At 60.5% G+C, this 23802-nt stretch carries 23 protein-coding genes; 9 read left to right on the top strand and 14 right to left on the bottom strand.

All coding sequences use genetic code 11. The annotated features are described in order from the left end of the window. Positions 1–973 precede the first annotated feature (973 nt). Positions 974–2062, top strand: coding sequence for a cache domain-containing protein (locus tag O6760_RS03915; RefSeq protein WP_269584177.1), 1089 nt, complete (start codon positions 974–976; stop codon positions 2060–2062). Positions 2063–2066: 4 nt separating this feature from the next. On the opposite strand, the gene O6760_RS03920 is transcribed toward O6760_RS03915, so the two are convergent. From O6760_RS03920 to O6760_RS03935, 4 genes are all read right to left on the bottom strand, one after another. Then, positions 2067–4046 carry a glycosyltransferase family 2 protein gene (locus O6760_RS03920; RefSeq protein ID WP_269584178.1) on the bottom strand — a complete coding sequence of 660 codons (1980 nt, stop codon included), beginning with the start codon at positions 4044–4046 and terminating at the stop codon, positions 2067–2069. 1 nt (position 4047) lies between these two features. Continuing rightward, positions 4048–5169: an HlyD family secretion protein gene (locus tag O6760_RS03925; protein WP_269584179.1), complete on the bottom strand. Its 1122-nt coding sequence runs from the start codon at positions 5167–5169 to the stop codon at positions 4048–4050. Positions 5170–5452: 283 nt separating this feature from the next. Further along, complete coding sequence (locus O6760_RS03930; RefSeq protein ID WP_269584180.1) at positions 5453–6079, bottom strand: ferric reductase-like transmembrane domain-containing protein; 627 nt, start codon at positions 6077–6079, stop codon at positions 5453–5455. Between the two features lie 8 nt (positions 6080–6087). Next, a complete protein-coding gene (locus tag O6760_RS03935; protein WP_269584181.1) occupies positions 6088–6585 on the bottom strand; it encodes a twin-arginine translocation pathway signal in 498 nt (165 codons plus the stop codon). Positions 6586–6879: 294 nt separating this feature from the next. Between O6760_RS03935 and lysM the strand changes: the two genes are divergently transcribed. From lysM to O6760_RS03950, 3 genes are all read left to right on the top strand, one after another. Then, positions 6880–7314 carry a peptidoglycan-binding protein LysM gene (gene lysM / locus O6760_RS03940; RefSeq protein WP_269584182.1) on the top strand — a complete coding sequence of 145 codons (435 nt, stop codon included), beginning with the start codon at positions 6880–6882 and terminating at the stop codon, positions 7312–7314. Positions 7315–7437: 123 nt separating this feature from the next. Further along, entirely contained in the window at positions 7438–7878 is a 441-nt protein-coding gene (locus tag O6760_RS03945; RefSeq protein ID WP_269584183.1) for a YHS domain-containing (seleno)protein, read from the top strand. 735 nt (positions 7879–8613) lie between these two features. Then, positions 8614–9288, top strand: coding sequence for a DUF2161 domain-containing phosphodiesterase (locus O6760_RS03950; RefSeq protein ID WP_269584184.1), 675 nt, complete (start codon positions 8614–8616; stop codon positions 9286–9288). A gap of 16 nt (positions 9289–9304) precedes the next feature. Here the strand turns inward: O6760_RS03950 and O6760_RS03955 are convergent, their stop codons facing one another. Further along, positions 9305–9778 (bottom strand): VOC family protein, encoded by a 474-nt coding sequence (locus O6760_RS03955; RefSeq protein WP_269584185.1) that lies wholly within the window; start codon positions 9776–9778, stop codon positions 9305–9307. A 117-nt stretch (positions 9779–9895) separates the two neighbouring features. On the opposite strand from O6760_RS03955, the gene O6760_RS03960 reads away from it, so the two are divergent. Next, on the top strand, positions 9896–10621 hold the full coding sequence (locus tag O6760_RS03960) for a helix-turn-helix transcriptional regulator (protein WP_269584186.1): 726 nt from the start codon (positions 9896–9898) through the stop codon (positions 10619–10621). Here the strand turns inward: O6760_RS03960 and O6760_RS03965 are convergent. The 3 genes from O6760_RS03965 to O6760_RS03975 form a co-directional block, all read right to left on the bottom strand. Beyond that, a complete protein-coding gene (locus O6760_RS03965) occupies positions 10600–11319 on the bottom strand; it encodes a spermidine synthase (protein ID WP_269584187.1) in 720 nt (239 codons plus the stop codon). The two genes, O6760_RS03960 and O6760_RS03965, sit on opposite strands and share 22 nt — an antisense overlap. A 116-nt stretch (positions 11320–11435) precedes the next feature. Continuing rightward, positions 11436–11963, bottom strand: a complete 528-nt coding sequence (locus O6760_RS03970; RefSeq protein WP_269584188.1) for a universal stress protein — start codon at positions 11961–11963, stop codon at positions 11436–11438. 235 nt (positions 11964–12198) lie between these two features. Continuing rightward, complete coding sequence (locus tag O6760_RS03975) at positions 12199–13197, bottom strand: aldo/keto reductase (protein ID WP_269584189.1); 999 nt, start codon at positions 13195–13197, stop codon at positions 12199–12201. A 167-nt stretch (positions 13198–13364) separates the two neighbouring features. Between O6760_RS03975 and O6760_RS03980 the strand changes: the two genes are divergently transcribed. Next, positions 13365–14249 (top strand): hypothetical protein, encoded by an 885-nt coding sequence (locus tag O6760_RS03980; protein ID WP_269584190.1) that lies wholly within the window; start codon positions 13365–13367, stop codon positions 14247–14249. Positions 14250–14586: 337 nt separating this feature from the next. Here the strand turns inward: O6760_RS03980 and O6760_RS03985 are convergent, their stop codons facing one another. Together O6760_RS03985 and O6760_RS03990 are read right to left on the bottom strand one after the other, a co-directional pair. Continuing rightward, positions 14587–15774 carry a D-alanyl-D-alanine carboxypeptidase/D-alanyl-D-alanine-endopeptidase gene (locus tag O6760_RS03985; protein ID WP_269584191.1) on the bottom strand — a complete coding sequence of 396 codons (1188 nt, stop codon included), beginning with the start codon at positions 15772–15774 and terminating at the stop codon, positions 14587–14589. A 286-nt stretch (positions 15775–16060) separates the two neighbouring features. Beyond that, complete coding sequence (locus O6760_RS03990) at positions 16061–17089, bottom strand: DUF4917 family protein (RefSeq protein WP_269584192.1); 1029 nt, start codon at positions 17087–17089, stop codon at positions 16061–16063. 580 nt (positions 17090–17669) lie between these two features. On the opposite strand from O6760_RS03990, the gene O6760_RS03995 reads away from it, so the two are divergent. Further along, positions 17670–18269: a sce7726 family protein gene (locus tag O6760_RS03995; RefSeq protein ID WP_269584193.1), complete on the top strand. Its 600-nt coding sequence runs from the start codon at positions 17670–17672 to the stop codon at positions 18267–18269. On the opposite strand, the gene O6760_RS04000 is transcribed toward O6760_RS03995, so the two are convergent. Both O6760_RS04000 and O6760_RS04005 read right to left on the bottom strand, forming a co-directional pair. Next, a complete protein-coding gene (locus tag O6760_RS04000) occupies positions 18225–19232 on the bottom strand; it encodes a beta family protein (protein ID WP_269584194.1) in 1008 nt (335 codons plus the stop codon). The genes O6760_RS03995 and O6760_RS04000 overlap by 45 nt on opposite strands. A gap of 146 nt (positions 19233–19378) precedes the next feature. Then, entirely contained in the window at positions 19379–19645 is a 267-nt protein-coding gene (locus O6760_RS04005; protein WP_269584195.1) for a hypothetical protein, read from the bottom strand. Between the two features lie 271 nt (positions 19646–19916). Between O6760_RS04005 and O6760_RS04010 the strand changes: the two genes are divergently transcribed. Further along, positions 19917–21308, top strand: coding sequence for an amidase family protein (locus O6760_RS04010; protein ID WP_269584196.1), 1392 nt, complete (start codon positions 19917–19919; stop codon positions 21306–21308). A 237-nt stretch (positions 21309–21545) separates the two neighbouring features. Here O6760_RS04010 and O6760_RS04015 read toward each other — a convergent pair whose 3' ends face one another. Both O6760_RS04015 and O6760_RS04020 read right to left on the bottom strand, forming a co-directional pair. Then, positions 21546–21845 carry a hypothetical protein gene (locus O6760_RS04015; protein ID WP_269584197.1) on the bottom strand — a complete coding sequence of 100 codons (300 nt, stop codon included), beginning with the start codon at positions 21843–21845 and terminating at the stop codon, positions 21546–21548. Positions 21846–21883: 38 nt separating this feature from the next. Then, on the bottom strand, positions 21884–22636 hold the full coding sequence (locus O6760_RS04020; RefSeq protein ID WP_269584198.1) for an SDR family NAD(P)-dependent oxidoreductase: 753 nt from the start codon (positions 22634–22636) through the stop codon (positions 21884–21886). A gap of 111 nt (positions 22637–22747) precedes the next feature. Here O6760_RS04020 and O6760_RS04025 point away from each other — a divergent pair, with 111 nt between their 5' ends. Further along, positions 22748–23650, top strand: coding sequence for a LysR substrate-binding domain-containing protein (locus tag O6760_RS04025; RefSeq protein ID WP_269584199.1), 903 nt, complete (start codon positions 22748–22750; stop codon positions 23648–23650). The last annotated feature ends 152 nt before the right edge of the window (positions 23651–23802 follow it).

Genomic DNA, 23802 nt, shown 5'->3' on the forward strand with positions numbered 1-23802 from the left:
TACCGGTGCAGTATGCCCGCCCCGATCCGCCCGCACCTGTGCCGGCCGTCACAGCGCGCGACACGGATCCGGGCGGACCCTGCCCCCTGTCGCCCTGCCAATGGGCGCAGTGTGTCCAGGCTTGTGCGGGGCCAGTCCTTGCTGGTCGGACAGAACGCCTCAAAGGTCGCTGCCGTCTTTCACCGGACTGTTCCGCTGAACAGAGTGTTCAGCGAGACACCGGATGAAGAACTGATGACATGAAGACTTGCCTTTGGGCGTTCACACTCCTGACTTTGGCCCTCGCCACCGCAAACGCCGACACCACATGCTTTTGCCTGGACTCGAAAAGGGGCCCTGAGGCGCAGTGCACTCGTGAGAGCACGGCGCTGTTCGAACAGATCGACGCAGAGGAGTTCACTCCTTACGAATGTGTCGGCGATCTTTCCCTCGCCAACAAGGCGTCGAGCCAGGCTATGGCAGATACCCGGAATGCTGCCATTGCCTCGACCGTAGGGAAGGCCGGTGTGAGACTCACAGCGCTCTTGACCTGCATGAATGTCGCCGGCAGTGCACATCGCGGTGTGATCCAAGGTTGCAAATAGGCTCGGACCTGGCTTGAACCGACCCTTGACCGCATGCGTGGCGTGGCCATGTCCGCGTTCCGTCCGCACGGGATCCGTGTCTGCAGAGAACTGACACCAGGGGCCGAGCAAAGCCCTCCCAGCTTGGTCCGCTCTCCCGCCAGAGGTTCCGGAACACAGCGGGGATCGGAGCCCTCTTGAACCGGCCGGGGAATGTGCTGCCGGACAACCGGCATTGAATGACAGAAGTGCTGTCCGACCGATCCGGGAGGATTGATAGACCGGCGTTTACCTCGTCTATCGAATCTGTCGCACTTGAGTGCTTGCGCACCGTCTTGTCACGCCTTGTGTCATATAAATTTCCCTATTCGCCCTGACTGTTTTCCAGGAACCTTGAGGAGGAGTAACCAATGGCAGGAATGCATGCAGGTCGCGGTTCCCTACCCTTGGTTCTGGCTGTTTGCGGATTTGTTGCAATCGGCGCCATCATTGCGGCGGCGAGTGCCTGGACCTTTGTCGGCCAGAGGCTTGGTGAGTACCGCGATGCCGCGCTCATGGAAGCCGTCGCGGTGCGCGCCAAGGGCATCGAACAGAACTTTTCCCGGGAACTCCAGCAGAAATGGCGCACACTGAAACTCATCGCGGAAGAGATGACGGGCCGTGACGACCCTTCGATCAGAGCATCTCTCGACCTGGTTGTCGGTGATACGGAGAAAGTTTCCTGGGCGGGTATTGCTTCGGTTGACGCGACAGTTTCCAATGCCTCCGCCGGCATGCTGGAAGGAACAGATGTGTCTTCCCGTCCATGGTTCAGGAACGGTCTTCATGGCGACTTCGCAGGCGAAGTCCACCCGGCTGTCCTCCTGGCGGATTTGCTCCCCCCGATAAACAACGAACCAAGACGCTTTCTTGATATGGCAACACCTGTCCTTGACGAGACCGGGGCGGTCCAGGGCGTTCTCGGCTTCCATATCAACCACCATTGGGTTGAGCAGTATCTGCGGGAAACGGCACATGTGGTGGGTCTGGACGTCTATATCATCGACCGGACCGGACATGTTGTCGTCAGGACCGACGGACTGGAGAGCCCGATCGAAAACCTGCAGAGTTTTCGCTCCGCCATGACAGGAGCCCCGCAGACTGGCACCGAAAGGTGGCCCGACGGCAGGACCTATTTCTCGACCGTCATTCCGGCACTCGGATATCAGGATCTTCCTTCATTCGGCTGGAGTTTGATCGCGCGCATCAACAACGAGGCACACCCGCTTACAGACTTTTCCGGCCTGTTTGTCACCTATTTCTCGGTACTCGGAATTGTCCTGGCCGCGCTTACCGGACTGTTCATCGTGATCTTCATTCAGCCGTTCCGCAAACTGGCGGATTGCGCCAAGGCGGTGATGCGCGGCGAAGAGATCTATCCCTACGAATCGCGCACAACATCCGAAGCACGTATTCTGAGTGCGGCGATAGCGCGGCTGCAGAACAAGATACAGCCATGAGGTGTCAGGTCTCCGGGACCGAAAGCCGCCGGACCAGGTCGCGAACCAGAGCTCGGTATCGGGTCTTTGTCACACCCGGTGCATCGCCGGTCGTATAGAAGCGGCGCAACAGCGCCTCATGTTGCTCGGGAGCCGGTTCCAGCAACAAACGGGCTCCGTCGTCGGTGGGCATTGTCACGACGGCCGGTATGCGTCCGATCGTTTCGATCTCGATGCTGACCGGCATGTCGTCAGGTATCGCCGCCCCCCTGATACGCACCGAATTCTGGGTCAGCCCGACAATCCAGACACGGACCTTGCCGTTCTGCAGATGCAGCACGGCACGTTCGGGCTTGTCTCCGAGATGGATCTCCCGCCTCGGCAGTTCGATACAGACGATCATGGTCACACCGAGAACGAGGAGATTGTAGAAGGTCCAGAAAATGATCACGATTTTGCCGTCGCCCGAGTCGTTATAGGCAAAACTGTCCATCACAATCCCGAGCAGCATTCCGAGCAGGGTCAGAACAAAAAGCGTGCCGAACAAGGCGATCAGGCCCCATTGAACAACGACCCGGCTGCGGTCTCCACCTTTTGCGGTGACCGAAAACGGATGGCCCTTGGGAAAAAAGAGTCCGGTCCAGGCCGCGCGGGATATCGGAACGGCCCCAAGCAACTGGCTGATGTCGTTCACGATGGGCACGACCAGACCGCCGGAAACAAAGTTCAGGGTAATCAGGATCCAGAGGTAATAGGTCCCGAAATAGCGGAGCACATCCTGCAGCCTCGCGTCGACAACCAGAATGTTGAAGTACCAGTAAAGCAACGGGTAGAGGAGGATGGCGATCCGGAAGGGAAAATTTGTTGTCCAGTAGAGGACGCTGTCCACGACACTCCAGCGATCCGCGAGGCCAAGCCGGTTACGCGCGAAGGGCCCGAGGCTGCTGCGAGCGATCTGCATCATGCCCAGGCACCACCTGGCCCGTTGGCTGATATATTCCTTGAGCCCTTCAGGCGCGAGGCCTTCCGTGAGCGCTTCGCTCAGATAAACTGTCCGGTAACCGACATTTTTCAGGCTGAGCGTCAGCAAAAAATCCTCGGTGACACTTTCTGTCGGGAACCAGCCGATTTCCCTGATCGCACTCCAACGGATGACGGAAGACGTACCGCAACAAAACGCGATGCCCCAAGCGTCGCGTGAAGGCTGCATGTAATCGAAGAAGAAGCGTTGTTCATCCGGATAAGACCGGCTCAGGCCGAGATTGTGCTGGATCGGATCCGAATTGAAAAAATGCTGCGGCGTCTGGACCAGACCGATGGTGTCGTCTTTCAACAGCGCCATCGTGCGCTTGAGGAAATTGCCGTGAGGAACAAAGTCTGCGTCGAGGACCGCGACGAAATCGGGCGTTTCCTGTTCTGCCGCCATGCGTCGCAAGGCATGGTTCATGTTGCCCGCCTTGGCTCCGGCATTGTCGGAGCGACAGATGTAGGTCACGTTCAGGGCGCGGCAGTAATCCTTCAGCCAGTCCCGCCGGTTGTCATCCAGCACGTGCACGCTGAAATTCGGATAATCAAGCGCAAGTGCGCCGACGATCGTTCTTTCGAGCACCTGCCTTTCCTCATTGTAGGTCGGAATGAGAACGGCAACCCAAGGGGCAGTCTGCGGCAGCCACCAGTCCGTCTGCCGGTCGGCCTGCTCCTTTCGGTCCTTGACCCGCGACAGGATCAGAAACGCGCTGAGCGAAGACAGGCATGCAGCGCACTCGATTGCGAAGAACGACCAGCTTGCAAAACAGTCCCAGGTCAGACCCGCGGGGGCCAGTGTAAATGCAGAACGCCAGTGGAGATACCTGATCGTCAGGACACCGCAAATGCCGAACAGCAGCATCCGGTGCCAGTTCTTCTCGCGCGAAAACAGGAGCGGCACCAGGACACCGACGGCAAGCACCAAGTTGATTTGCACGATGCTGGAAACGGTATCGCTGAGATAAACAAAAGGGAACATCTCATAGCCACAGGTTGCGCAAGAAGTCGAGCGGCCGCGCTTCGAAGAACACGCGCCCGGTCCGGCCGATCGCACAAGACAGTGCAGGGTCGTCGCGAAGGGCAGGAACAACAAGGGTCACATCGAAGCGCTGCAGGTGCCGTTCGCTGGGAGCGACGGCAAGATAGCGATAAATCGTTTCGGCTCCGGATCCGGCGAGTCGCGTTATTGTGCCGTCAAACGTCCGGTCCCCTGAATTCACGCGAAACTTGGCAAGATCGCCGATTTTCAGGCGATTGTAGACCGATTCCGCGACACTGAGCGTCACGATTGCCGAGTTGCAATTGACGAGTCGCATCAGGGGTTCTCCCCGCACAACGGTTTCACCGTCAGCGGTGAGCACGTCCCAAACCGACCCGTCGACATTCGAGAGCAATACCGAAGAGGCCAGCCTGTTCACACGCACGCGTTCGATGTTGATGCGACTGTCCAGCGCAGCTGCCTTCGCCTTTTCGGCCTCCAGCAATGCCCTGTATTCGGACAGTTCCAGCTGCAGCTCCGAAATTCTCTGTTCGGAATAGGGCGCATCATTGTAACCGTCTCCGAGAAAGGTTCCGTTCTGGGCGGCCTGCAGCTCGATCCCGATGACAGCCGCGCGTTGACGTGCATTCTCCAGTTCCTGTTCCGCAACCCGCTGTGCTGCGCGGATACGCTCGAAAGAGGCAGACGCCTCCAGTCCACGGTCCGTCAGTTGCTTGGACCGTTTGAATGCAGCGCGTGCCTCGTCACCCCTGGCTTCGGCAGCACCGATTTCCGATTTCAGGGCTCGAAGTTCAGCCTCAAGCTGGCGAACACGCTGCTTCTGATACCGCTGCGACCTGGCCTTCAAGTCCGCAACAGAGCTATCCAATGCGGCAACAACATCGGTCAGGCGAACGATTTCCGCCGACACGGTCGCCTTTTCGCGAAACATGTCATTGAGGTGGATATTGTCCACCAATGGATCATCGATCGACCCGAGCCGCTCGCCCTTGTCGACAGCAGACCCCAACAGCCTGTGCGGCAGTGACAGCAGGCCCGCAGTCGGTGCACGTACCGTGGTCAGGCGCGCATTGATGACGGCATCCGCGCTCGTCCCCGACAATTGTTCGCCTGCTATGACAAAAACCGCGGCTGCGATGACCAAACCTGCAAGCAACAATCTCAGGATCCGCATTCGCCCTCGCTATTGCGTGTGTGTTGAGTGCCTGCCCCAAGAGCAAGGTCCCGCATCGCGCAAAGCGTGTAAATATTGCTTTTTCTACTTAGTTAAGACGACTGCCAAAAGCTCCGGAACCCTGCCGCTGCTTTCCGGGAAGCCAAAAAAGCGTCTTGTGCACACCTGGAGGCGCGTTGCCCGTTCCGGATCGGGGCTCCTTCGTGTCGTCTCACCTGCCGCGCCCGCGCAGCTTGAGCTTTCCGACCTCCTGCCCGGTCACCAGGACAACCGCCACGCACAGCACCACTTTCGAGACCCACTCCATCGTGCCCTCGATCAGCAGCGCGTGCACGACGCTGCCGGCAACGATAACCAGCACCAGGCCGACATGCGCGCGCCGCCATGCGCGGGGACTCAAGCGGAGACGGCCGCGGAACAAGGCGAGGAGCCCGGCCGCGAACACCGCTGCCATGGCGATCACCCCCCAGGCGGAGAAGGGTGTCGGCGAGCGGAACAGGAGCGCATCGATCACGTCCGGAGGACTGGTGATCCAGAGGCCGGCGACATGCAGGATGACAGCACTGACCAGCAGGGCGCCGGTCCGGCGATGCAGCTTGCGGCCGCGCGGGCCCCTGAGGCCCGGCAGCAAACCACCGGCCAGAAGAGGTTGGAGCAGCAGCAGGGACATCGCGATGATGCCGGCGAAGCCGGCGGTGATATAGACCGGCTGGCGCCATTGCAGCAGCGGGCTGGCGGCGGCGAGCGCCACCGGCAGCAGGATCGCGGCGGCGAGGCCCGTCCAGATCAGGCCAGCGCGGACAGGGAGCGCAGGCAGGCGGCGGCTCGCTTCAGGCATTGTCCGGATCAGGCCGGCTGCAGCACGAAATGTGCCTCCAGGCTGGTGTCGCTGGAGCTTGACATCACCGGACGCAGGAACACCGTTTCGAACGCGCCGCTGTCATAGGCCAGGTGCCCGTGCGGCTGGCCGAACGCCGGCACGATCTGCGGCATCTCCAGGCGGAAGACGCCGTTTTCGTCGGTCAGCGTCGCGCCGTGGCTGCGCTGGTCGCGCTCGTGGCCTTCGGTGGTGTGGGCCCAGATCTGGATGCGCTGGCCGGGAAGCGGTGCGCCGTCGCCGGCGCGGCGGACGGTGCCCGACATCCAGAAGCCGCCGCCGCCGATCCTGTCCACGATCGGCGCACCGGGCCGGTAATTGTTGGAGCCGCCGCGCATCGAGCGTGTCGGCGCAAGGCCCCTGGCCTGCGCGGGAACGATCAGACCCGCCCGCGCGGTTGCCAGGGCGGCGGTGCCGGCGGCACCGGCGGCAAGAAGTGTGCGGCGGGAGATGAGGTCATGGGTCATCAAGAGCTCTCCTGTCGAACGTTGCAAGGCCCGCCTGCCTCCAGGCCGGCACTGTTCGGGACGAAGTATAGGGCGATTGCCGGCAATTCCGAGGCGGAGACCGCATGCCGGCCCTGTCATGCGCTCACGCTTGCGTGAGGAACCTCCAGCGTTCGCCGGGACCTTTGCCGCCGGGCCGGGCAGAATTGCGCTTCCACTCACCGTCTTCTTTTGCAATAGGATACCCTTGCGTGAATTTGCCGACTTCGCGAGGGGCGTCGAATCCACCTGATGAGTTCTTGAAGGAAGATTGACATGGGTTTCTTTGATTTTGTGAAAGACGCGGGCAAGTCGCTGTTTGGCGACGACGAGGCACCGGAAGCAAGCGCCGAGGCGATCGAAAAGGAAGTTGCCGATCTCGGCCTGGAAGGCGACGTCAAGGTCGAGGTCAGCGGCGACACGGTCAAGATCGCGGGCGCGGCGCCGACACAGGAAGCGCGCGAGAAACTGATTCTGGCCGCGGGCAACGTGCTCGGGGTCGCCAAGGTCGAAGAGGAAATCTCCGTCGCCTCCGCCGAGCCGGAAGCAAGCTTCCACACGGTCGAAAAGGGCGACACGCTGTGGAAGGTCGCCGAGAAGGCCTATGGCAACGGCTCCAAGTATCAGGCGATCTTCGAGGCGAACAAGCCGATGCTGTCCGATCCGGACAAGATCTACCCGGGCCAGGTGCTGCGCATCCCTGCCCTTTGACGGCGTACGGCCGCGGTCCTTTGGGGCTGCGGCCGCTCCCTCCCGCCTCACGGGATTGTCGATTGCATGTCATCGGGGTTGCCGACATTTTGACCCGGCTTGGTTGCTTGCCGGGAGAGGGACATGATCACACGCAGAGCATTTCTCGGGCTGATGCTGGGAGCCGCCGGCATGGCGGCCGCCGCCGGTTACGCGGTGCCCGCCCTTGCCAAGGACCCGCTGGCCCTGACCGGCTACGATCCGGTGAGTTATTTCACCGGCAACACACCCGCAAAAGGCACAGCCGACTTCACCGCCCGGCACAACGGTCTCACCTACCGTTTCGCCAACGCCCGCAACCGGGATGCCTTCAAGAAGGACCCGGCTCGCTTCGCCCCGCAATATGACGGCTACTGCGCCTACGGCGTCTCGCGCGGCTACAAGGTCGGCGTCGATCCGCTCGCCTACAAGGTGGTGTCGGGCAAGCTTTACCTGAACTATTCCCGCTCCGTGCAGCGCACCTGGAGCCGGGACATTCCAGGCTACATTTCCAAGGCGGACGCAAACTGGCCGGGGCTGGAATGACGGGTTTCCTCCATTCCACCACCCACGTTGTAACTGTAGCACTGCTCGCCAAAACATCTCCACACCCACAAGCGTTATCCTGAGGAGCCGCGCCAGCGGCGTCTCGAAGGAGCGGCCGCTTGTTCCAGAGTGTGCAGCGGATCCTTCGAGACGGACCTCACGGTCCTCCTCAAGATGACGCGGGGGAGGGGGGGGTGAAGACCGTGCTGAAGTGTCAAACATGTCTCCGAACACCTGTTAGCTATGTCTCCGGCTGTACCTCAAGGCCGGAATGACGCCGGTGTGTTTCAAGACGCTTCCGGCACTGCATCCCCGCACCCACAGGCGTCATCCTGAGGAGCCGCGACAGCGGCGTCTCGAAGGAGCGGCCACTTGTTCCGGAGTGGGCAGCCTGTCCTTCGAGACGGGCCTCTCGGCCTTCCTCAGGATGACGAGGAGTGGGTGGTGACGGGGTGAAGTGAACGGCAATGTGTTTCGAGACGCTCCCGGCACAACACCGCCACACCCAAAAGCGTCATCCTGAGGAGCCGCGACAGCGGCGTCTCGAAGGAGCGGCCACTTGTTCCGGAGTGGGCAGCGGATCCTTCGAGACGGACCTTCGGTCCTCCTCAGGATGACGCAGAGCGGGTTGTGACGCTTGTTCAGGACCGTGCAACCACCCGGAAACGGTGGACCACTTGGACCAGTGTTCTCCCGCCGATTGCCCGGGTTTTGCGCCCCGCCTAAACTTGCCGCATGGGGCGCATTCTGGAAACCGAACTCTACCAGCCGGTCAAGGCATACCTGGAAGGCCAGGGCTACGAAGTGAAGGCCGAGGTCGGCGCCGCCGATCTCGTCGCCTGCCGCGGCGACGAGGACCCGGTGATCGTCGAGCTGAAGACCGGCTTCACGCTCAGCCTGTTTCACCAGGCGGTGGAGCGACAGGCGGTCACCGACGCGGTCTATGTGGCGGTCGCGCGCGGACCGGGGAAACGCTTTCTCGCGGCGCTGAAAAACAATCTCAAGCTTGCCCGGCGGCTCGGGATCGGCGTGATCACCGTGCGGCTGTCGGACGGGTTCGTCGAGGTGCATCTCGACCCCGGACCGTTCACGCCGCGCAAGTCCAAGCCGCGCAAGGACCGGCTTCTGCGGGAGTTTTCCCGCCGGGTCGGCGATCCCAATACCGGCGGCTCGACCCGCGTGACCCTGGTGACCGCCTATCGCCAGGACGCCATCCGCTGCGCGCAGCATCTGGCGGAGAACGGTCCCTGCCGCGGCGCTGAGGTGGCAAAGGCGACCGGCGTCGGCCGCGCCACCCGCATGATGGCCGACGATCACTATGGCTGGTTCGAGCGGGTCGAGCGCGGCGTCTATGGCCTCACCCCCAAGGGCCGCGCAACGCTCGACGACCGTGCAACCGAGACGGCATAGCGCGTGACGCCGGTCGTCACAGCCCCTCGACCGGCACGCTCAGCGCAAAATACTCCAGGATGTTGCCGTCGGGATCGGTAAACTTGAACAGGCTGATCGGGCCTTCGCGGATCACGCCGGGTGCCATCAGGGCGTCAGGGGCGACCTGCCGCACGTGATCATGGGCCGCCGCCAGGTCCGGAACCTTGAGATAGGGAATGGCGTTGCCGCCCAGTTTTGCCTCCGGTGCAAATGTCTCCTTCGAGACGACCGCGAACAGGCCGCCGGCAATGTCGAAGCCCATGAAGACCTCGGTCTGAACGCCCGGGCCCTTGCCGAAGAGTGCCCGGTAGAAGGCCTCCGAGCGCTCAAGATCGGAGGAAAGAACATAGATCCCAAGTCTCTCGAAGGCGGCCGGTCCGGTCTTGCTCATGTCGGTCTCCTGCGCGTTCAGCGCGGTTGCGGTTGTGAAAAGGAAAAAGGCGATGAAGGTCGTCAGCTGTCTTGTCATGGCTCGTCACGTGGTGGCGTTGCGCGTTCAACGGGGCGCTTTCAACGGGGCGCTTGCGGTCCTATAAAGGCGCCCTGCTGACAACGTGTTGGCAGCATCATCACGGAACGGGACCCCATGCGGCGCGCGGACAGGCTGTTCGAAATCATCCAGATCCTGAGGCGGGTGCGCCGGCCGGTCTCGGCCCAGGCGATCGCGGACGAGCTGGAAGTGTCGAAACGCTCGGTCTATCGCGACATCGCCACGCTGACCGCGCAGCGCGTGCCGATCCGCGGCGAAGCGGGTGTCGGTTATGTTCTGGAGGACGGCTTCGACATGCCGCCGCTGATGCTGACCGCCGAGGAGATCGACGCCGCCGTCCTGGGCGCACTCTGGGTGTCGACCCGCGCCGAACCGGAGCTTGCCCGGGCGGCGGAAAACCTTCTGGCCAAGATCGAGGCGATCACGCCGGAACCGCTGCGCCGTCACATCGAGGGCACGGCCATGAGTGTGCGGCCCGTGGCTGCCGCATCAGAGGACCTGGTCGATGCCGCTATGCTTCGCCAGGCCATTCTGGACGGCAGGAAAATATCCCTCGGCTATCGCGATCAGAACGGGCGGGAGAGCGAACGCATCGTCTGGCCGATCCTGCTGGGCTATCGCGACGAAGGCCGGATCCTGGCGGCCTGGTGCGAGCTGCGGGATGGCTTCCGCTATTTCCGCACCGACCGCATGACCTTTGCCCGGCGGCTCGAGGAGCGCTATCCGGAGACGCCCGCAGCGCTCAAGAAACGCTGGCGGGCGGCGATGGACGCCGAGCGGGAGAGATACGCCGCAGCGGATCAGCCCTTGCGGCCGAGATAAACGGCCTGGGTGACCTCGCGCCCGTCCTGCAGCGGATTTTCAAACACCACCGGCTCCGCCCAGGCTTCGTCAAAGGCCGAGGCCAGCAGTGCCGTGATGGCATCGTCCGGCGCCTCGTCGGACCACAGCCCGACGACGCCGCCGGGTTTGACGAAACGCTGCACGGCCTTCAGCCCTTCCGGCGTATAGAAGCCTTTCGAGCCGCCATGCAGCAGGCGTTCGGGCGTGTGGTCGATGTCGATCAGGAGGGCGTCATATTGCCGGCCGGGCCGCTCGACATCGAAGCCCTGGTCCGAGGCCGCCAGGGCGAAAAAATCCCCCTGGACCAGCCGGCAGCGCAGGTCGTCGGCCAGTTCGGTCTTCATCGGCACCAGCCCGTCCCTGTGCCAGCGGATCACCGGCTCCAGCATATCGACAACGTCGAGAGCTGCAACACCGTCATGCGCCAGAACGGCCTTCGCGGTGTAGCCGAGACCGAGACCGCCCACCAGGACGTCCAGCCCGGTGCCCGGGAGCGCGGCCAGCCCCTTGTCCGCCAGCGCGACTTCCGACGCGGTGAACAGGCTCGACATCAGGTGTTCCTCGCCGAGCAGGATTTCAAAGACGTCGGTCTTCAGCGCCAGGATATGGCGCCGGCGCAGGGAAATCGCCCCGATGGGGGTCGGGGCGTAGTCCAGTTCTTCAAACAATGCACTCATGGCCGCACCGTGACCGCAAAGAGCTGTCTTGGGAAGGAAAGACTTCGGGCAGGCCGGAAAAACATGCGCCCTGCCCGCGTTCAAGGCCCGGTGCCCGCGCCCGTCGGACCGCCGGCTCAGCGCACCGTCAGGACACTGCAGGCCGCGTGCCGGGCGACCTTGTCGGACACGCTGCCAAGCAGCATGCCTTCCAGGCTGCCGAGCCCCCGGCTGCCCAGCACGATCATGTCCGCGCCGCCTGTTTGCGCGGCTTTCAGGATGGTCTCGGCATAGTCTCCCGCCTCGACCAGGGTGGCGACCTCGCCGACCCCGGCCTTGCGGGCCCGTTCCGCGGCGTCCTCGACGATGCGGTCGCCGATCGCGGAGAGGACCCGTGCCGTCTCCTCGTTGTTCCGGGACGCCCGGAACAGGTCCGTCATCGATCCCGGCACGTTTTCCAGGTCCGGCAGGGCGCTTGCCGATGCATGGCGCACGAGATGTTCGGCTTCCGCCATCCTGCTGGCTTCCTCGGCGCGGCTGCCATGCAGCATCACGTGCAGAACCGTCAGCCGCGCGCCGAATTTCAGGGCGATCCCGGCCGCCGTGTCGACGGCCCGGATCGAACTGTCGGATCCGTCTGTTGCAACAAGTACATGATTGATCATCTGAACCTCCCTTGCCCCCGGTTTCCGGTGTTGCTGAAGGAGCCTCCCTGGCCGGCCTTTGTGCCCTGGCACCGGCGGCTCCCGTCCACCTGAAGCGGTGGTCTCACAGGGTATGTACCCTAGCGCATTTGCGCGTGCCCCACGTTGACCTTGCTCAATTCCGGGGCGCCGGGTCGGGAGGAGCCGGCCCCGGGGCGGCCATTCGGCCAATGCCCGGTTTGTTGCCCGGTTTGTGTCAGCAATAACGCTCGGGTCCGACCGATTGTGCCTCCGAGTAGCGGTCGCCATGCGCCCAGCCGACGGGCAGCACGGCCTCGATTCGCTCCAGATCCGCAGCCGTCAGGGTCAGGGCCGCGCCCGAGACGCATTCACGCAGGTGATCCACCGACCGTGTTCCCGGGATCGGGATCACATGCGGTCCGCGGGTCAGCAGCCAGGCATTCGCCAGCCCCGCCGCGCTCGTGCCCATCTCTGCCGCGAGTTTTTTAAAGCCTTCCATGATGCGCAGGTTTTCGGTCAGGTTCGGCTCCATGAACCGCGGGTTCGTGGCAAGGAACGGCAGGTCGGGGATCCGCTCGCGCGGGATCGGGTGGTCCGTCAGCAGCGAGCGGCCCACGGGCGAGAAGGCCACCATGGCGACGCCAAGCTCGGCGCAGGCCTGCACCAGCCCGAGATCGGGCGCGCGCGTCGAAAGCGAATATTCCGATTGAACGGCGGCGACGGGGAAGACCTTGATGGCACGGCGCAGGGTGGACGGTGCGACTTCCGACAGGCCGATCGCGCGGGTCTTGCCCTTTTCGACCAGCCGGCCGAGATTGGCCGCCGTTTCTTCTGGGGTGAAGCGCGGATCGCGGCGATGGGCGTAGAAGAGATCCACGCAGTCCAGGCCGAGCCGCAGCAAGGACTTGTCCAGCTCGGCTTCAAGGTGCTCCGCCGAATTGTCGAAGCTGCGGTTGCCGTCCGCGTCGCGGGTGATCGTTGCCTTTGTCGCGATGACGAACGCGTCCCGCGCGCCCGGGTTGGCTTTCAGATAGGTGCCGATGGCACTTTCCGATTTGCCCATGCCGTAGACATTGGCCGTATCCAGATGCGTGACGCCCAGATCCCGGCAGGCATTCAGGACGGCGTGGCTTTCGGTTTCGTTCGTCGGCCCGTACATGTCGGAAAAGGACATCGCGCCATAGCCGATGGCGCCCACTTCCGGACCGCCGGCCCCCAATCTGCGTTTTTCCATGTGACCCCTCTACGCGCAGGAAAAGCTCAAGGGGTCATTCTTAAGGCATTGTCCTGGGTGCTGAAAGTCTGATGTGCCGGAGCCACTCAACCTCTTCCGGGGCGTTTTTTAGAAGGCGGGGAGTACCTGGCAAAGCCCGGATGACATATATTCGTTTGGAAGACCGAGTGACCAAACAGAGACCGGAGACTGATGTGTCACCAAGCAAGGGGCGCGTTGAAAGACTGATCGATGCAATAGGCGCAGAGTTTCAGGCGCATCTTATCGACTTGTGGAACACCTCCACGGTCTTTGATATTCAGGACGGCGCCGTCGAAAAGATGATCTCTCGCGAAGCGCCATTCGGCGTCATCGGGATCAAGATCCTCATGCGCAATCCGGGAGACGTAAATCGTCTTTTTGAGCACCAATGGAATTTCAGCATCGGGATCACCGGATGTGAATTCAAGCTTTTGGATGTCGATTACCAGAACGACGTCTGGATCGGTGATGTGAATTCCGCCGAATTCGCTGGGCACGAACACATTGCCTACAAGTCCGTCGAACACATGATTGCCTTTCATGGAGATGATTTCGGCATCGGAAAGGTCTTCATCGAAAAAATTGGCGCTCTCTGCCCCAGCTTGCTTGAAAAGCCAACATTGTTCTTTCGACTGCCGCGCAGGGCGCCACCTGCCTACAGATACACAGCAGCCCCCCAGGCCATTCGTAAAGAGGTGGGCCTATCGCTTGATGACGGCATGGTTCTGATCGAGGCAATAATCAAGGAACACGGGATTGCCCCCTATACGATCCTTCTGTCCTGCCGTTCCGATGAAAACTTCTGGCTGGTCGATCTCCCTAAAGCGCTTGTCGATCGTTACCAGCATGGCCTGATTGATCCGAGCCTCGGTGAACACCATTCGAACCTTGAGGTTGGCGTCTCTATTACCGCAGAGGCTCTGAGGAACAGGGTCCGGCAGAAGCCGAACAGCGCTGAGCGCGACAACGGCGTCTTTTTCTCCATGTCCGGAAGCGGTTCTGCGTCAGGTTATTGGAACGGATTGAATTGACGTGCGCTGGCTGGGGTCCTTTTTAAGGACATCGCCCCATAGCCGGCCGCACTGGCCTCCGGCCTCCTGCTAGGGTCTGTGGACAATTAGGTTTCGGCCTTGGCGCGTGTCGGATTTCGGTCCCGGGGAGGAGGAAAGTCCGCAGTGGTGCCTCCCACCACAAGGACTTTCCGACGCTCCCTAGACCGAAATCCGCCGCGTCCCGAAGGGATTTGGCGCAAATTGCCCCCTTCGGCGTCGCAAAGGCTTGAAAGGGGTCACCCTTCCCGTGCCTTCGCTTCTTGAAGCGGAGCAATTTGCGCTCAAACCAAGGCCAAATCCTAAATGTCCACAGACCCTAGAGACCGAGCTCAAGCGTCCGGAGCAGGCGGAACCGGGTCTTACCCGTGTTGCCTTTGAGCGAGATCACGAAGGGCACCAGGCCGTGGTTTGAGGTTTTGACGTATCCCGCCAGGGCCTTCACGCCCGGGATCGTGCCCGTCTTGTAGCGTGATCCGGCCCGGGTCTTGGGGAGCAGGTCAGCGTGCGGCGCAAACTGCTGCAGCACCCTGGCGAGGCTTTGGGGGGAGAACCGGTTGTCGGGGCTGATGCCCGAGCCTTCCCTGAGCTCGATGCCCTCGGTAATGCCGTGCGCGGCCAGGATCTCCTTTGCGACTTGCTGCGACTTTTCAAGGCTGACCGGCCCGCCGAGACGGTGGGCGCCAATCTCCAGAAAGATCTGGTTGGCAATGTAGTTGTTCGAGCCGATCATCAACTGGGTCAGGATCTCCGAAAGGGGGCGGGACTGGCGGTGCACATGGACAGGCTCCAGGCCCGCCGGCACGGATCCGGTCGAGATGTCGCCGTCAACGCTGCCTCCGGCCCGCTCGATAAAGGCGGCGAGAAGCTCGCCGGCATAGCGCACGCCCACTTCAGGGTCTTCCTGGGCCAGGCTGATGCGGCCGCGCCCGTTGGGACCGCGCTTGCGGAACTGGCTCACCGCCAGGGGGGTGATCGGGGTCTGCTCTTCCGCGGAGCGGACGGTGTTTCCCTTTCTGACGGCATGGATCGTGTTGAAATTGACCGCAAGCGCCGCGTTCAGGGCGTCATAGGCCGCACCGGTGTCTTCGATACCGGGGATACGAAGACTTGCCGGGTAATAGCTTGCGTCCAGAACAAGGCCCGCGAACGGCTCCTTGCCGATCGCGGCGACAAGCTCGGGCGCGAGCAGCGCGAGCTCCTCGGAGACAAGGAAGGGATCGCCGCCGCCGCGCACATAAAGCACCCTGTCGCTGTCCAGGTAAAAGTTTGTCTTGAACCGGTAATCGCCCCCCAGAACCTCCAGCGCCAACCAGGCGGTGACGAGTTTGGCGACGGACGCCGGGACGAAGGACCGGCTGGCGTTTTGCGCCACCAGCTCGTTGCCCGCGCCATCCAGCACGAGCACGACCCCCGACGGCGCCGTGGCCGCGACCTTGTCTTCCACACCGGCCAGAGCCGGGCCGCAAACAAGAAACAGGGCAAGGGTGAAAGCAAGCAGGCGCATGGTGGCTCCAGTCAGCCGCGGTTCCTGCGGCTGGTGAATTTGGGGTTTGCCGAGGAGACCATGAGATCTGCTCCGATGGTACAAATCAACTGGAACTTCGGTTGAGGGTGGGTGCGGATTGGCAGTTTCAGGCTGGGGTGGACATTCACTTGCTGAAATACTGCTGCGGTGCAGTCCGTCGAGGCCACCTTTCGTTCCGCCGTCGAAGACCATTGTCGTAAGACGGCGACTGTGCGGACGAGGCTGTCATTCGGAGTTTACCCAGTCACACGGGCTGATCGAATCATCATCCCCAAACCTTCGCCGTGCCAACATCAAAAAAGTGGATTTTGAGCTTGTTCCGCCTTCCAGTTTCAGCCCGGAAGTCGACGAAGCTGAATGCCTTTGCGATAATCCGCTTGTTGTTGTCCGAGTTGGGATCTCCATATAGACCGACGAAAAGATCGGTAACCTTTCCTTCGGGGATCTTCTTCAGGACGTGATCGTCGTTGTCATCGAACGAGTGTCCGAAAATAAACAACGATCCACTTATGCTGGAAAAGCTACGAAGCGCCTTGTGCAGGTAGGCGCTGTGCATGATCTTGTCGAGCTTGTCATGACTATGTCCTTCCGCGACGAAAAGGGGATACTTCTCTTCGTCGAGGGCAGAACGAACCTGCTCGACAATCGGGATGTCCGTCTTCGACCACGTATATTTCGTGATCTCATGCCCGGCATCGAAGATATGCAAAGCTCCGTGAAGGAAATGCACGGTTGGTGAATTGCTGTCCTGCCAGGAAACATAGGGGGCGTCCTCATTTCCCTCCGGGTGGCGGAAACCATCATCGCACCTGATGCGCAGTTCATCGACCTCGTCATGCATGAGCGCCCAGTAGAGTAGCACGTCGTAGTTCAGTGTGTAGATATGCCCAAAGTTGAATAGAAATGCACGACATGCAGCATATTGCGCGTTCGTAATGTCATAGGGCCGGTCTGGGTGATTTCGCGCGATGGCCTCGGCGAGGATTGTCTTGATCGTGGCAGCATCCACTTCGATCTGAGCAACCAGTTCCGGTGAGGAGGCCTTATAGCATTTCAAGACTTTCACCATGTCCACGAGCAGGCGGATTACGGCTTCGAAGTCCTGCGTTTCTAGGGCCTCAAACACCTCTGCAGCATGTGGGACGGTGGAGAAATCAGCTTTGCCGTAGAGCGAACCGTAACTGAAGATGTCTGGCTTCAAAGCAATGCTAAAACCGTTGCCAAGAAGGATGTGTTTCCTGGCTCCGGCCATCTTCAGGCAGTCTTCAAAACTGTGTATTGGAAAATCAGCCACTGACCTTCACCTTTGGACCACAACGATTACGTGTATTCGAGTTTGTATAGAAAAACAAAATAATAAGTACTGCAATCATATCAACTTGGCAGTGACGTCCACATTGGGCTCTAAGCCGCCCCGCGGCAGCGCGGTGTGCCAACCCTGCCCCTGACTGATGCCTGTTTGGCACAAATCTGCCCAGGGCGGACGTTTCCGCTCATCCTCGCACTGCGGTGCAGCTTTCGCGTTCCTGCCTTTTGTCAAACGGTCAGCATTTTCGCAGAGCAGAGGCGGCAGTGCCGAAGAAAGCTGCCATCCAAGGCTTGGAGTTCAACGTCAGTCCACAAAGAATCTCGGTCAAGCTAAGCCCCCCTGACGCTGCACGGGTGTCCGAAAAGCCGGATCGATGATCCTCCTGCCATGGAACTTAACATCGTCAAGAAAAAACTTGTGGGCCGCAGACACCGATTACGAAAAGTCTGCCACCTAAAGCGAAAAGAAAAATGGTGAAAATAGGTCAATTTTGTTGACCTATCGATTATTCTTATTTTACGGATTACACTCAAGATTCATTTTATAAGCTTTGTGGAGATTGCAAATGAGGGATCGCGATGTGCGTGACGTGGTCGTTCGTGACCTACAGGCCGCGCATTTGCACGATCCTACTACGCGCATTGTCCAAGAAATGGGCATTTGGTCCGGAACCGTCCGGATCGACGTTGCAACGATAAATGGTGAACTATCTGGTTTTGAGCTGAAAAGTGACCGCGACACGTTAGAGCGGCTACCAACACAAGCTAAGTATTACGGCCTTGTTTTTGATAGATTGACTCTGGTTTGTGGAAGTAAACATATTGAAAAAGCAAAAAAAATAGTTCCGAAATGGTGGGGAATTATTTCCGCAAGAGAAAATAACGGGCAAATAATTCTCGAAAATCTACAGGAACCCGAACTTAATAAAGAGATAGACCCGTTTCTCGTGGCGCAGCTTTTGTGGAAAGAAGAGGCTATCGCCGTCTTGGATCGCTACAATTTGGCGAAGGGTTTTCGAAGTAAGGCAGCGCGCGTTATACACCAGCGAATGGCTCACGAATTGCCACTTGAAACACTGACATTTGAAGTGCGCGCGGCTCTGAAATCCCGAGATGGGTGGTTAGGGCAGCCTATCGGCTACCAGCGAAATGTGCCTATTCAATAGTATTGCTGCCCATTGAGGTCGCCCTCCAGCACTTCCGCCCGCTGGCGCTGCGGCATATGCTCTAATTCGGTCATCTCCCCAACAGTTGGGAATTTGATTAAAATCTTGATCCGCAATCAGCGTTTGTGCGTGTCCACGGTATTGGGTGCCCATGTCAATGCCGTTTGGTCCGGTGGTTGCAACGCCCTTATGAATGATCCATGCATCGTCGATTGTATATCTAACGCTAACGGTCGCATTGGCCATCGCGTAACCGGGCACTTCTTCAAGTGAGGGGTGCACGTGTCCTGAATCCGAAAAATCTAGATCGAAGGGAACATTGGGGTAGACCCCTTGCCAAGTGAGCCAGTCTTTGCGCTGAACCATATTCCTGCCATAGCTTAAAGAGCCATGATCCCTCGGTGCACTCCACAAATGCAGGGCGACAGATCGCCAAGGGTGGTTTGCCAAGTTGGCTTGGTTGATAGTGTGTGAGATGTAGTTGGCGTATTGTGCAGGGTTGTGTTCGCCAACGCCGCCCACGTCAATGATGAGGTCGACTTCGCCCAGATTCCAGCCTTGAGTGTGCGATGCCCAATTTTGAATGCCAGGCAAGTCGGCTAGCGAGCATTGCAGAACCAATCCTGGCGCAAAAGAGCCGAGCAGTCCGGACGCGGCGGCGATGTATGCTTGATCGGCTCCAAAAGGAATTGCCGGGATTACTGGTAGACCGCCGGTTCCGAGGCCATTAAAGAGCGCAACGAATGCACCGACGCTGCCGGTAGCATCAAAGTTGTTAGCGCCGTCCAGTGCGAATGGCATATTGACCACCTGCTGAACCATTTTTGCCTGAAAAGTAGCTGGAACAGCATTAGTCATTCTGATGACTGGAAAAACGCGCGCTTTTGCTGCGGCACTTAGATTTCCGAGTGCATCTGCTTCACCTGCTTTTGTGCGCACAATTGGAACGTACCGATAAACCATTAATACACCCCCCATTCTCAACTGATGAGAGTATATCACACTTATGAGGTGTCATGCTTATTCAGGTTTCAGATTGCAGCATCCATGAGGGCGCGAACTGCGACTGCCGTGAGCTAGATCCGACAGCATACCCGAATATCGGTTGTTCAAGGTTGTTGCTGTCGCTGCGCCGTACTGCCAAAAGCCCACTCCCCGCCCCTTACCCCCTCTAGTGAAAATCCCGACTCGGAAACAGCCGCTTGGCCTGGCTCGCGCGGGTGCATCGCCCGGGTCTTCTGCGCGTCCGATTTCAGATGCACCGGCACGTCGTCGGTCTTGGGGCCCATCTGGCCGAGCACGTCGTCGCTCGGGTGGCCGAGCAGGGAGAGGTCGCGGGAGCGGTCCTCGATGTGGTCGGCGATGAGGTGCACCACCTGGCCCTCGCGCTCCAGCCGGCCGGTGACCTTAAGCTGAAGCCCGCGGATGCACGCTCATGTAGCGCTGAAGGCGATCAGATTTCTGGCTGGGTTAGGGTGAGGAGGAAACGACTTCCAGCGGCCCTTTGCCGGCATTCCTTCGACGGGCAGCACAGAGCCGAACGGGGCCCTGTATTCTCGTTCGTCAACCCGTCACGTTTGCCCGGTCGTCTTGCGGTTCACCCCGGATGTGGCATGCTCCTTGCCGACCAAATGGGGGGCTGCGCACGTGGACCATCCGCAACTCACGATTACGCTTGCTGCCGAGATGATGCGCACCGGCAAACTCTCGTGCGAAGAATATGTGGGGGCATTGATTGAGCGGGCAGAGCATCATGCCGATCTTAATGCATTCACCCATTTCGAACCCGGGAGCGTCCACGCAGCCGCACGGCACGCTGACCAGAACCTTGCGGCTGGCGGCGCCCTCGGACCGTTGCACGGCATCCCGCTGGCGATCAAGGATTGTATCGACGTGGCCGGACTGGCCACGACCGGCGGGACACCGGCTCTACAAGGCCATGTGGTCAACCGAACGGCACCTCTGGTCCAGAAACTGGAGGATGCGGGCGCTATCGTTTTCGGCAAGACCAATATGTACGAGTTGGCCTTCGGGATCACGAGCAACAACGCATTTGCCGGGCCGGTGAAAAACCCGCACGATCTCACACGGTCGGCAGGGGGAAGCAGCAGCGGATCAGCCGCGGCGGTTGCAGCCGGGTTTGTTCCCGGCGCGATCGGGACAGATACGGCGGGCTCGGTTCGGATTCCCGCGTCCAACTGCGGCATATTCGGTTTTCGTTCGTCCAGCGGACGGTATGACAGTACCGGAGTGATGCCCCTGTTCCCGACGCGTGACGTTCCCGGACTCATGACCCGATCCGTGGGGGACCTTCAACTATTGGACGCCGTTCTGAGTGGTGACGGCAGCGCACCTTCCATCGATCTGCCAAGTCTGAGGCTTGGGTTGCCGGGGCCGTATTTCCTGGACGAGCTCGAAACCGGCGTCACTGCAGCGTTCGAGGACATGTTGGCACAACTGAAATCTTGTGGCGTAACCATCGTGGACGCCTACTTGCCCGATCTGGCGCGATCCCTCCACGAGTTGTCGGGCCCTATCCGCGCCTGGGAACTTCCTCGAAGCCTTGCGGACTATCTTGAGACTTCCGGTGCCGGGATTGGTTTTGATGCCCTGATCGCCGGTATCGCTGGTCCCTACGTTCGCGAGGAATTCGCAGCGGCGCTGCGAGAAGCAAATGCCGAGGACCTCGCCGAACGATATAGGCATGTGGTGTGCGTTGCATTGCCCAGGTTCCGTCAGAAGTACCTCGATCATTTCAAAGAGTTCGAACTCGACGCGATTATCTTTCCGACGACGCCGATCGTAGCGACAGCATTGGGAGAGGAGGGCGATGTCCTGGTGGATAATCAGGCTGTTTCTGTCTGGCGGACAATGAGGAACACGGTGCCCGCTTCGTTCTATGGCGCCCCAGGTTTGACGTTCCCGGCGGCCAACAGCGTCCAGGGCGTACCGGTGGGAGTGGAGATTGACGGACTGCCGGGCAAAGACAGAAAGGTCCTAGCTATGGCGGCTGCGATGGAAGCGATGCATCTGCGATGAAACTGGCCGTCAGATTTGTCCCATCTCCTGCCAATTCCACTTCCGCAAGACCGAAAATGGACCTGGTGTCCGACATTGAGCTTCCTCAAGGCGGCCAGGGCACGTTTTTCCAGCTACCGGACATGCATTGAAAATCGGCCCTTGACGAAAGGTCACTTCCTCCACAATTTTGCCGCTGGCCCGAAACGCAGCCAATGCCCGCTACCCGCGCGCTCTAACCCATTCCCCCTTCCCCCCTCAATGAAAATCCCTACTCGGGAACAGCCGCTTCGCCTGCTCTCTCGGATGCATCGCCCGTGTCTTCCGGGCGTCCGATTTCAGGTGCACCGGCACGTCGTCGGTCTTGGGGGCCATCTGGCCGAGCACATTGTCGCTCGGGTGGCCGAGGAGGGAGAGGTCGCGGGAGCGGTCCTCGATGTGGTCGGCGATGAGGTGCACCACCATGCCTTCGCGCTCCAGCCGGCCGGTGACCTTCAGGAGCCGGCCGCCGAGAACGGCGGGGCGGAATTTTTCGTCGATTTTCGGCCAGACGGCCAAGCCGGATTTCGGCTCGGACCGTCTGCCGACCGGGGGGCTCAGACCTGGTTCATGCCGCCATCGACGAACAGTTCGATCCCGTTGACGAAGCTCGAATCCCCGGAGGCGAGGAAGAGCACCGCGTTACCGATGTCCTCGGGCTGACCGATCCGGCCCGAGGGAATATTGCCAAGGACATGTTCCTTGACACCTTCGGCCTGTTCGCCGCCACCGAAGAGATCGTTCAGGCCGGCGGTCTCGGTCAATCCGGGGCTGATGGCATTGACCCGGATATTGCGGTCCTTCAGATCGAGGATCCAGCTGCGGGCGAAATTGCGCACTGCGGCCTTGGTCGCCGAATAGACGCTGAAGTTCGGCGTCCCCGCGGTACCTGTTGTCGAAGAGGTCAGGATGATCGAGGCCCCGTCCCGCAGCAGCGGCAGCGCCTTTTGCACGGTGAAGAGGACACCTTTCACATTGGTATCGAATGTCTGCTGATAGTGCTCTTCGCTGATCTCGCCGAGCGGGGCAAAGCTGCCTCCGCCGGCATTGGCGAAGAGCACGTCGATCTGGCCGTGCTGCTGCTGGACCGCGTCATACAGCCGATCGATATCTGCCAGCACGGACATGTCCCCCCGCACGCCGGTCACACGCCCGCCAATGGACTTGACCGCTTCGTCAAGCGCCGCCTGGCGGCGGCCGGTGACGAAGACGGACGCCCCCGCGGACGCGAATGCCTTTGCCGTTGCGAGACCGATGCCACTGGTTCCACCGGTGATGACTACGACCTTGTTCTCGAAATTTTGTGTCATTTCATTCTCCTGTCTGACGGCACGATTGCCGTTGACATGAAGATGCATATGGAACGATCTTTCCTGTAGTAGGCAATTTCGACACTCAGCGTTCCATGAAAGGAACGATCGATGCAGCAAGATCTGAATGACCTGGCCTATTTCGCAGAGGTGGTGGCCTATCGTGGATTTGCACCGGCCGGCCGGGCGATCGGCGTTCCCAAGTCAAAGCTCAGCCGGCGTATCGCGGCTCTGGAAGACCGTCTGGGCGTGCGGCTGATCGAGCGGTCGAGCCGGCGATTTCGGGTCACCGACATCGGGCAGCAATTCTATGAGCGGTGCCGTAGCATGCAGTCGGAAGCCGAGCAGGCCCACGCCCTGGTCGCGGAAGCCAGGGCCGAGCCGCACGGGCTGATCCGCTTCGGATGCCCGACCGGCCTCGTCGAGGTCGTGGCGCCGCTGATAACCGAGTTCCTGTCTCGTCATCCCAAGGTGAGGCTGCAGCTCATAGCTGCCGATCGGGCGCTCGACCTGATCCCGGAACGAATTGACCTCGCCTTGCGCGTACGTGCAGCATTGAACAGCGATGCTTCGCTGACCATGCGTACGATCGGCACCTCAATCAGAATTCTGGTCGCGAATCCAAGGCTTGCGCAGACCGTTCTTGAGGTCGACGACCTGGACCAAATCCCCTTGCTGTCGACCAGCGACAGCGCGGATGAAGTCGAATGGCACATCGAGACCGACAAGGGAGTAACCCGCACATTTCGAAAACAGGCCCGGATGGGCTGCGCCGACTTTTCGGCAGTGCGAACGGCAGCGAAAAGCGGGCTTGGTGTCGCGTTGTTGCCCGATCATGTCTGCGGCGCGGAACTCGCAGCCGGGGATCTCGTGCGCATCCTCCCGGAGTGGCGTGGTCAGAAAGGGATCGTTCATCTCGTCTTCACGACGCGGCGTGGGCTCCCGCCAGCTGTGCGATTGTTCATCGACCATCTTGCCCGCCGATTTCCGCAGGACGTGCTGAGCGACGCATAGTAATCGACTTGAAAAACAAGCACCCCCGGTCTGCGTCCACTCTGTCGCCAGGGAATTTCTGATCCTGGATGCGATATGGGGCTGACGTTCAGGTTTCTTTCCCGCCCACGGTTGCGGTTGAAAATAGGCGAGTCTCCGCCCGCTCCGCCCCC

Source organism: Roseibium sp. Sym1, from assembly GCF_027359675.1.
Lineage (GTDB): Bacteria > Pseudomonadota > Alphaproteobacteria > Rhizobiales > Stappiaceae > Roseibium.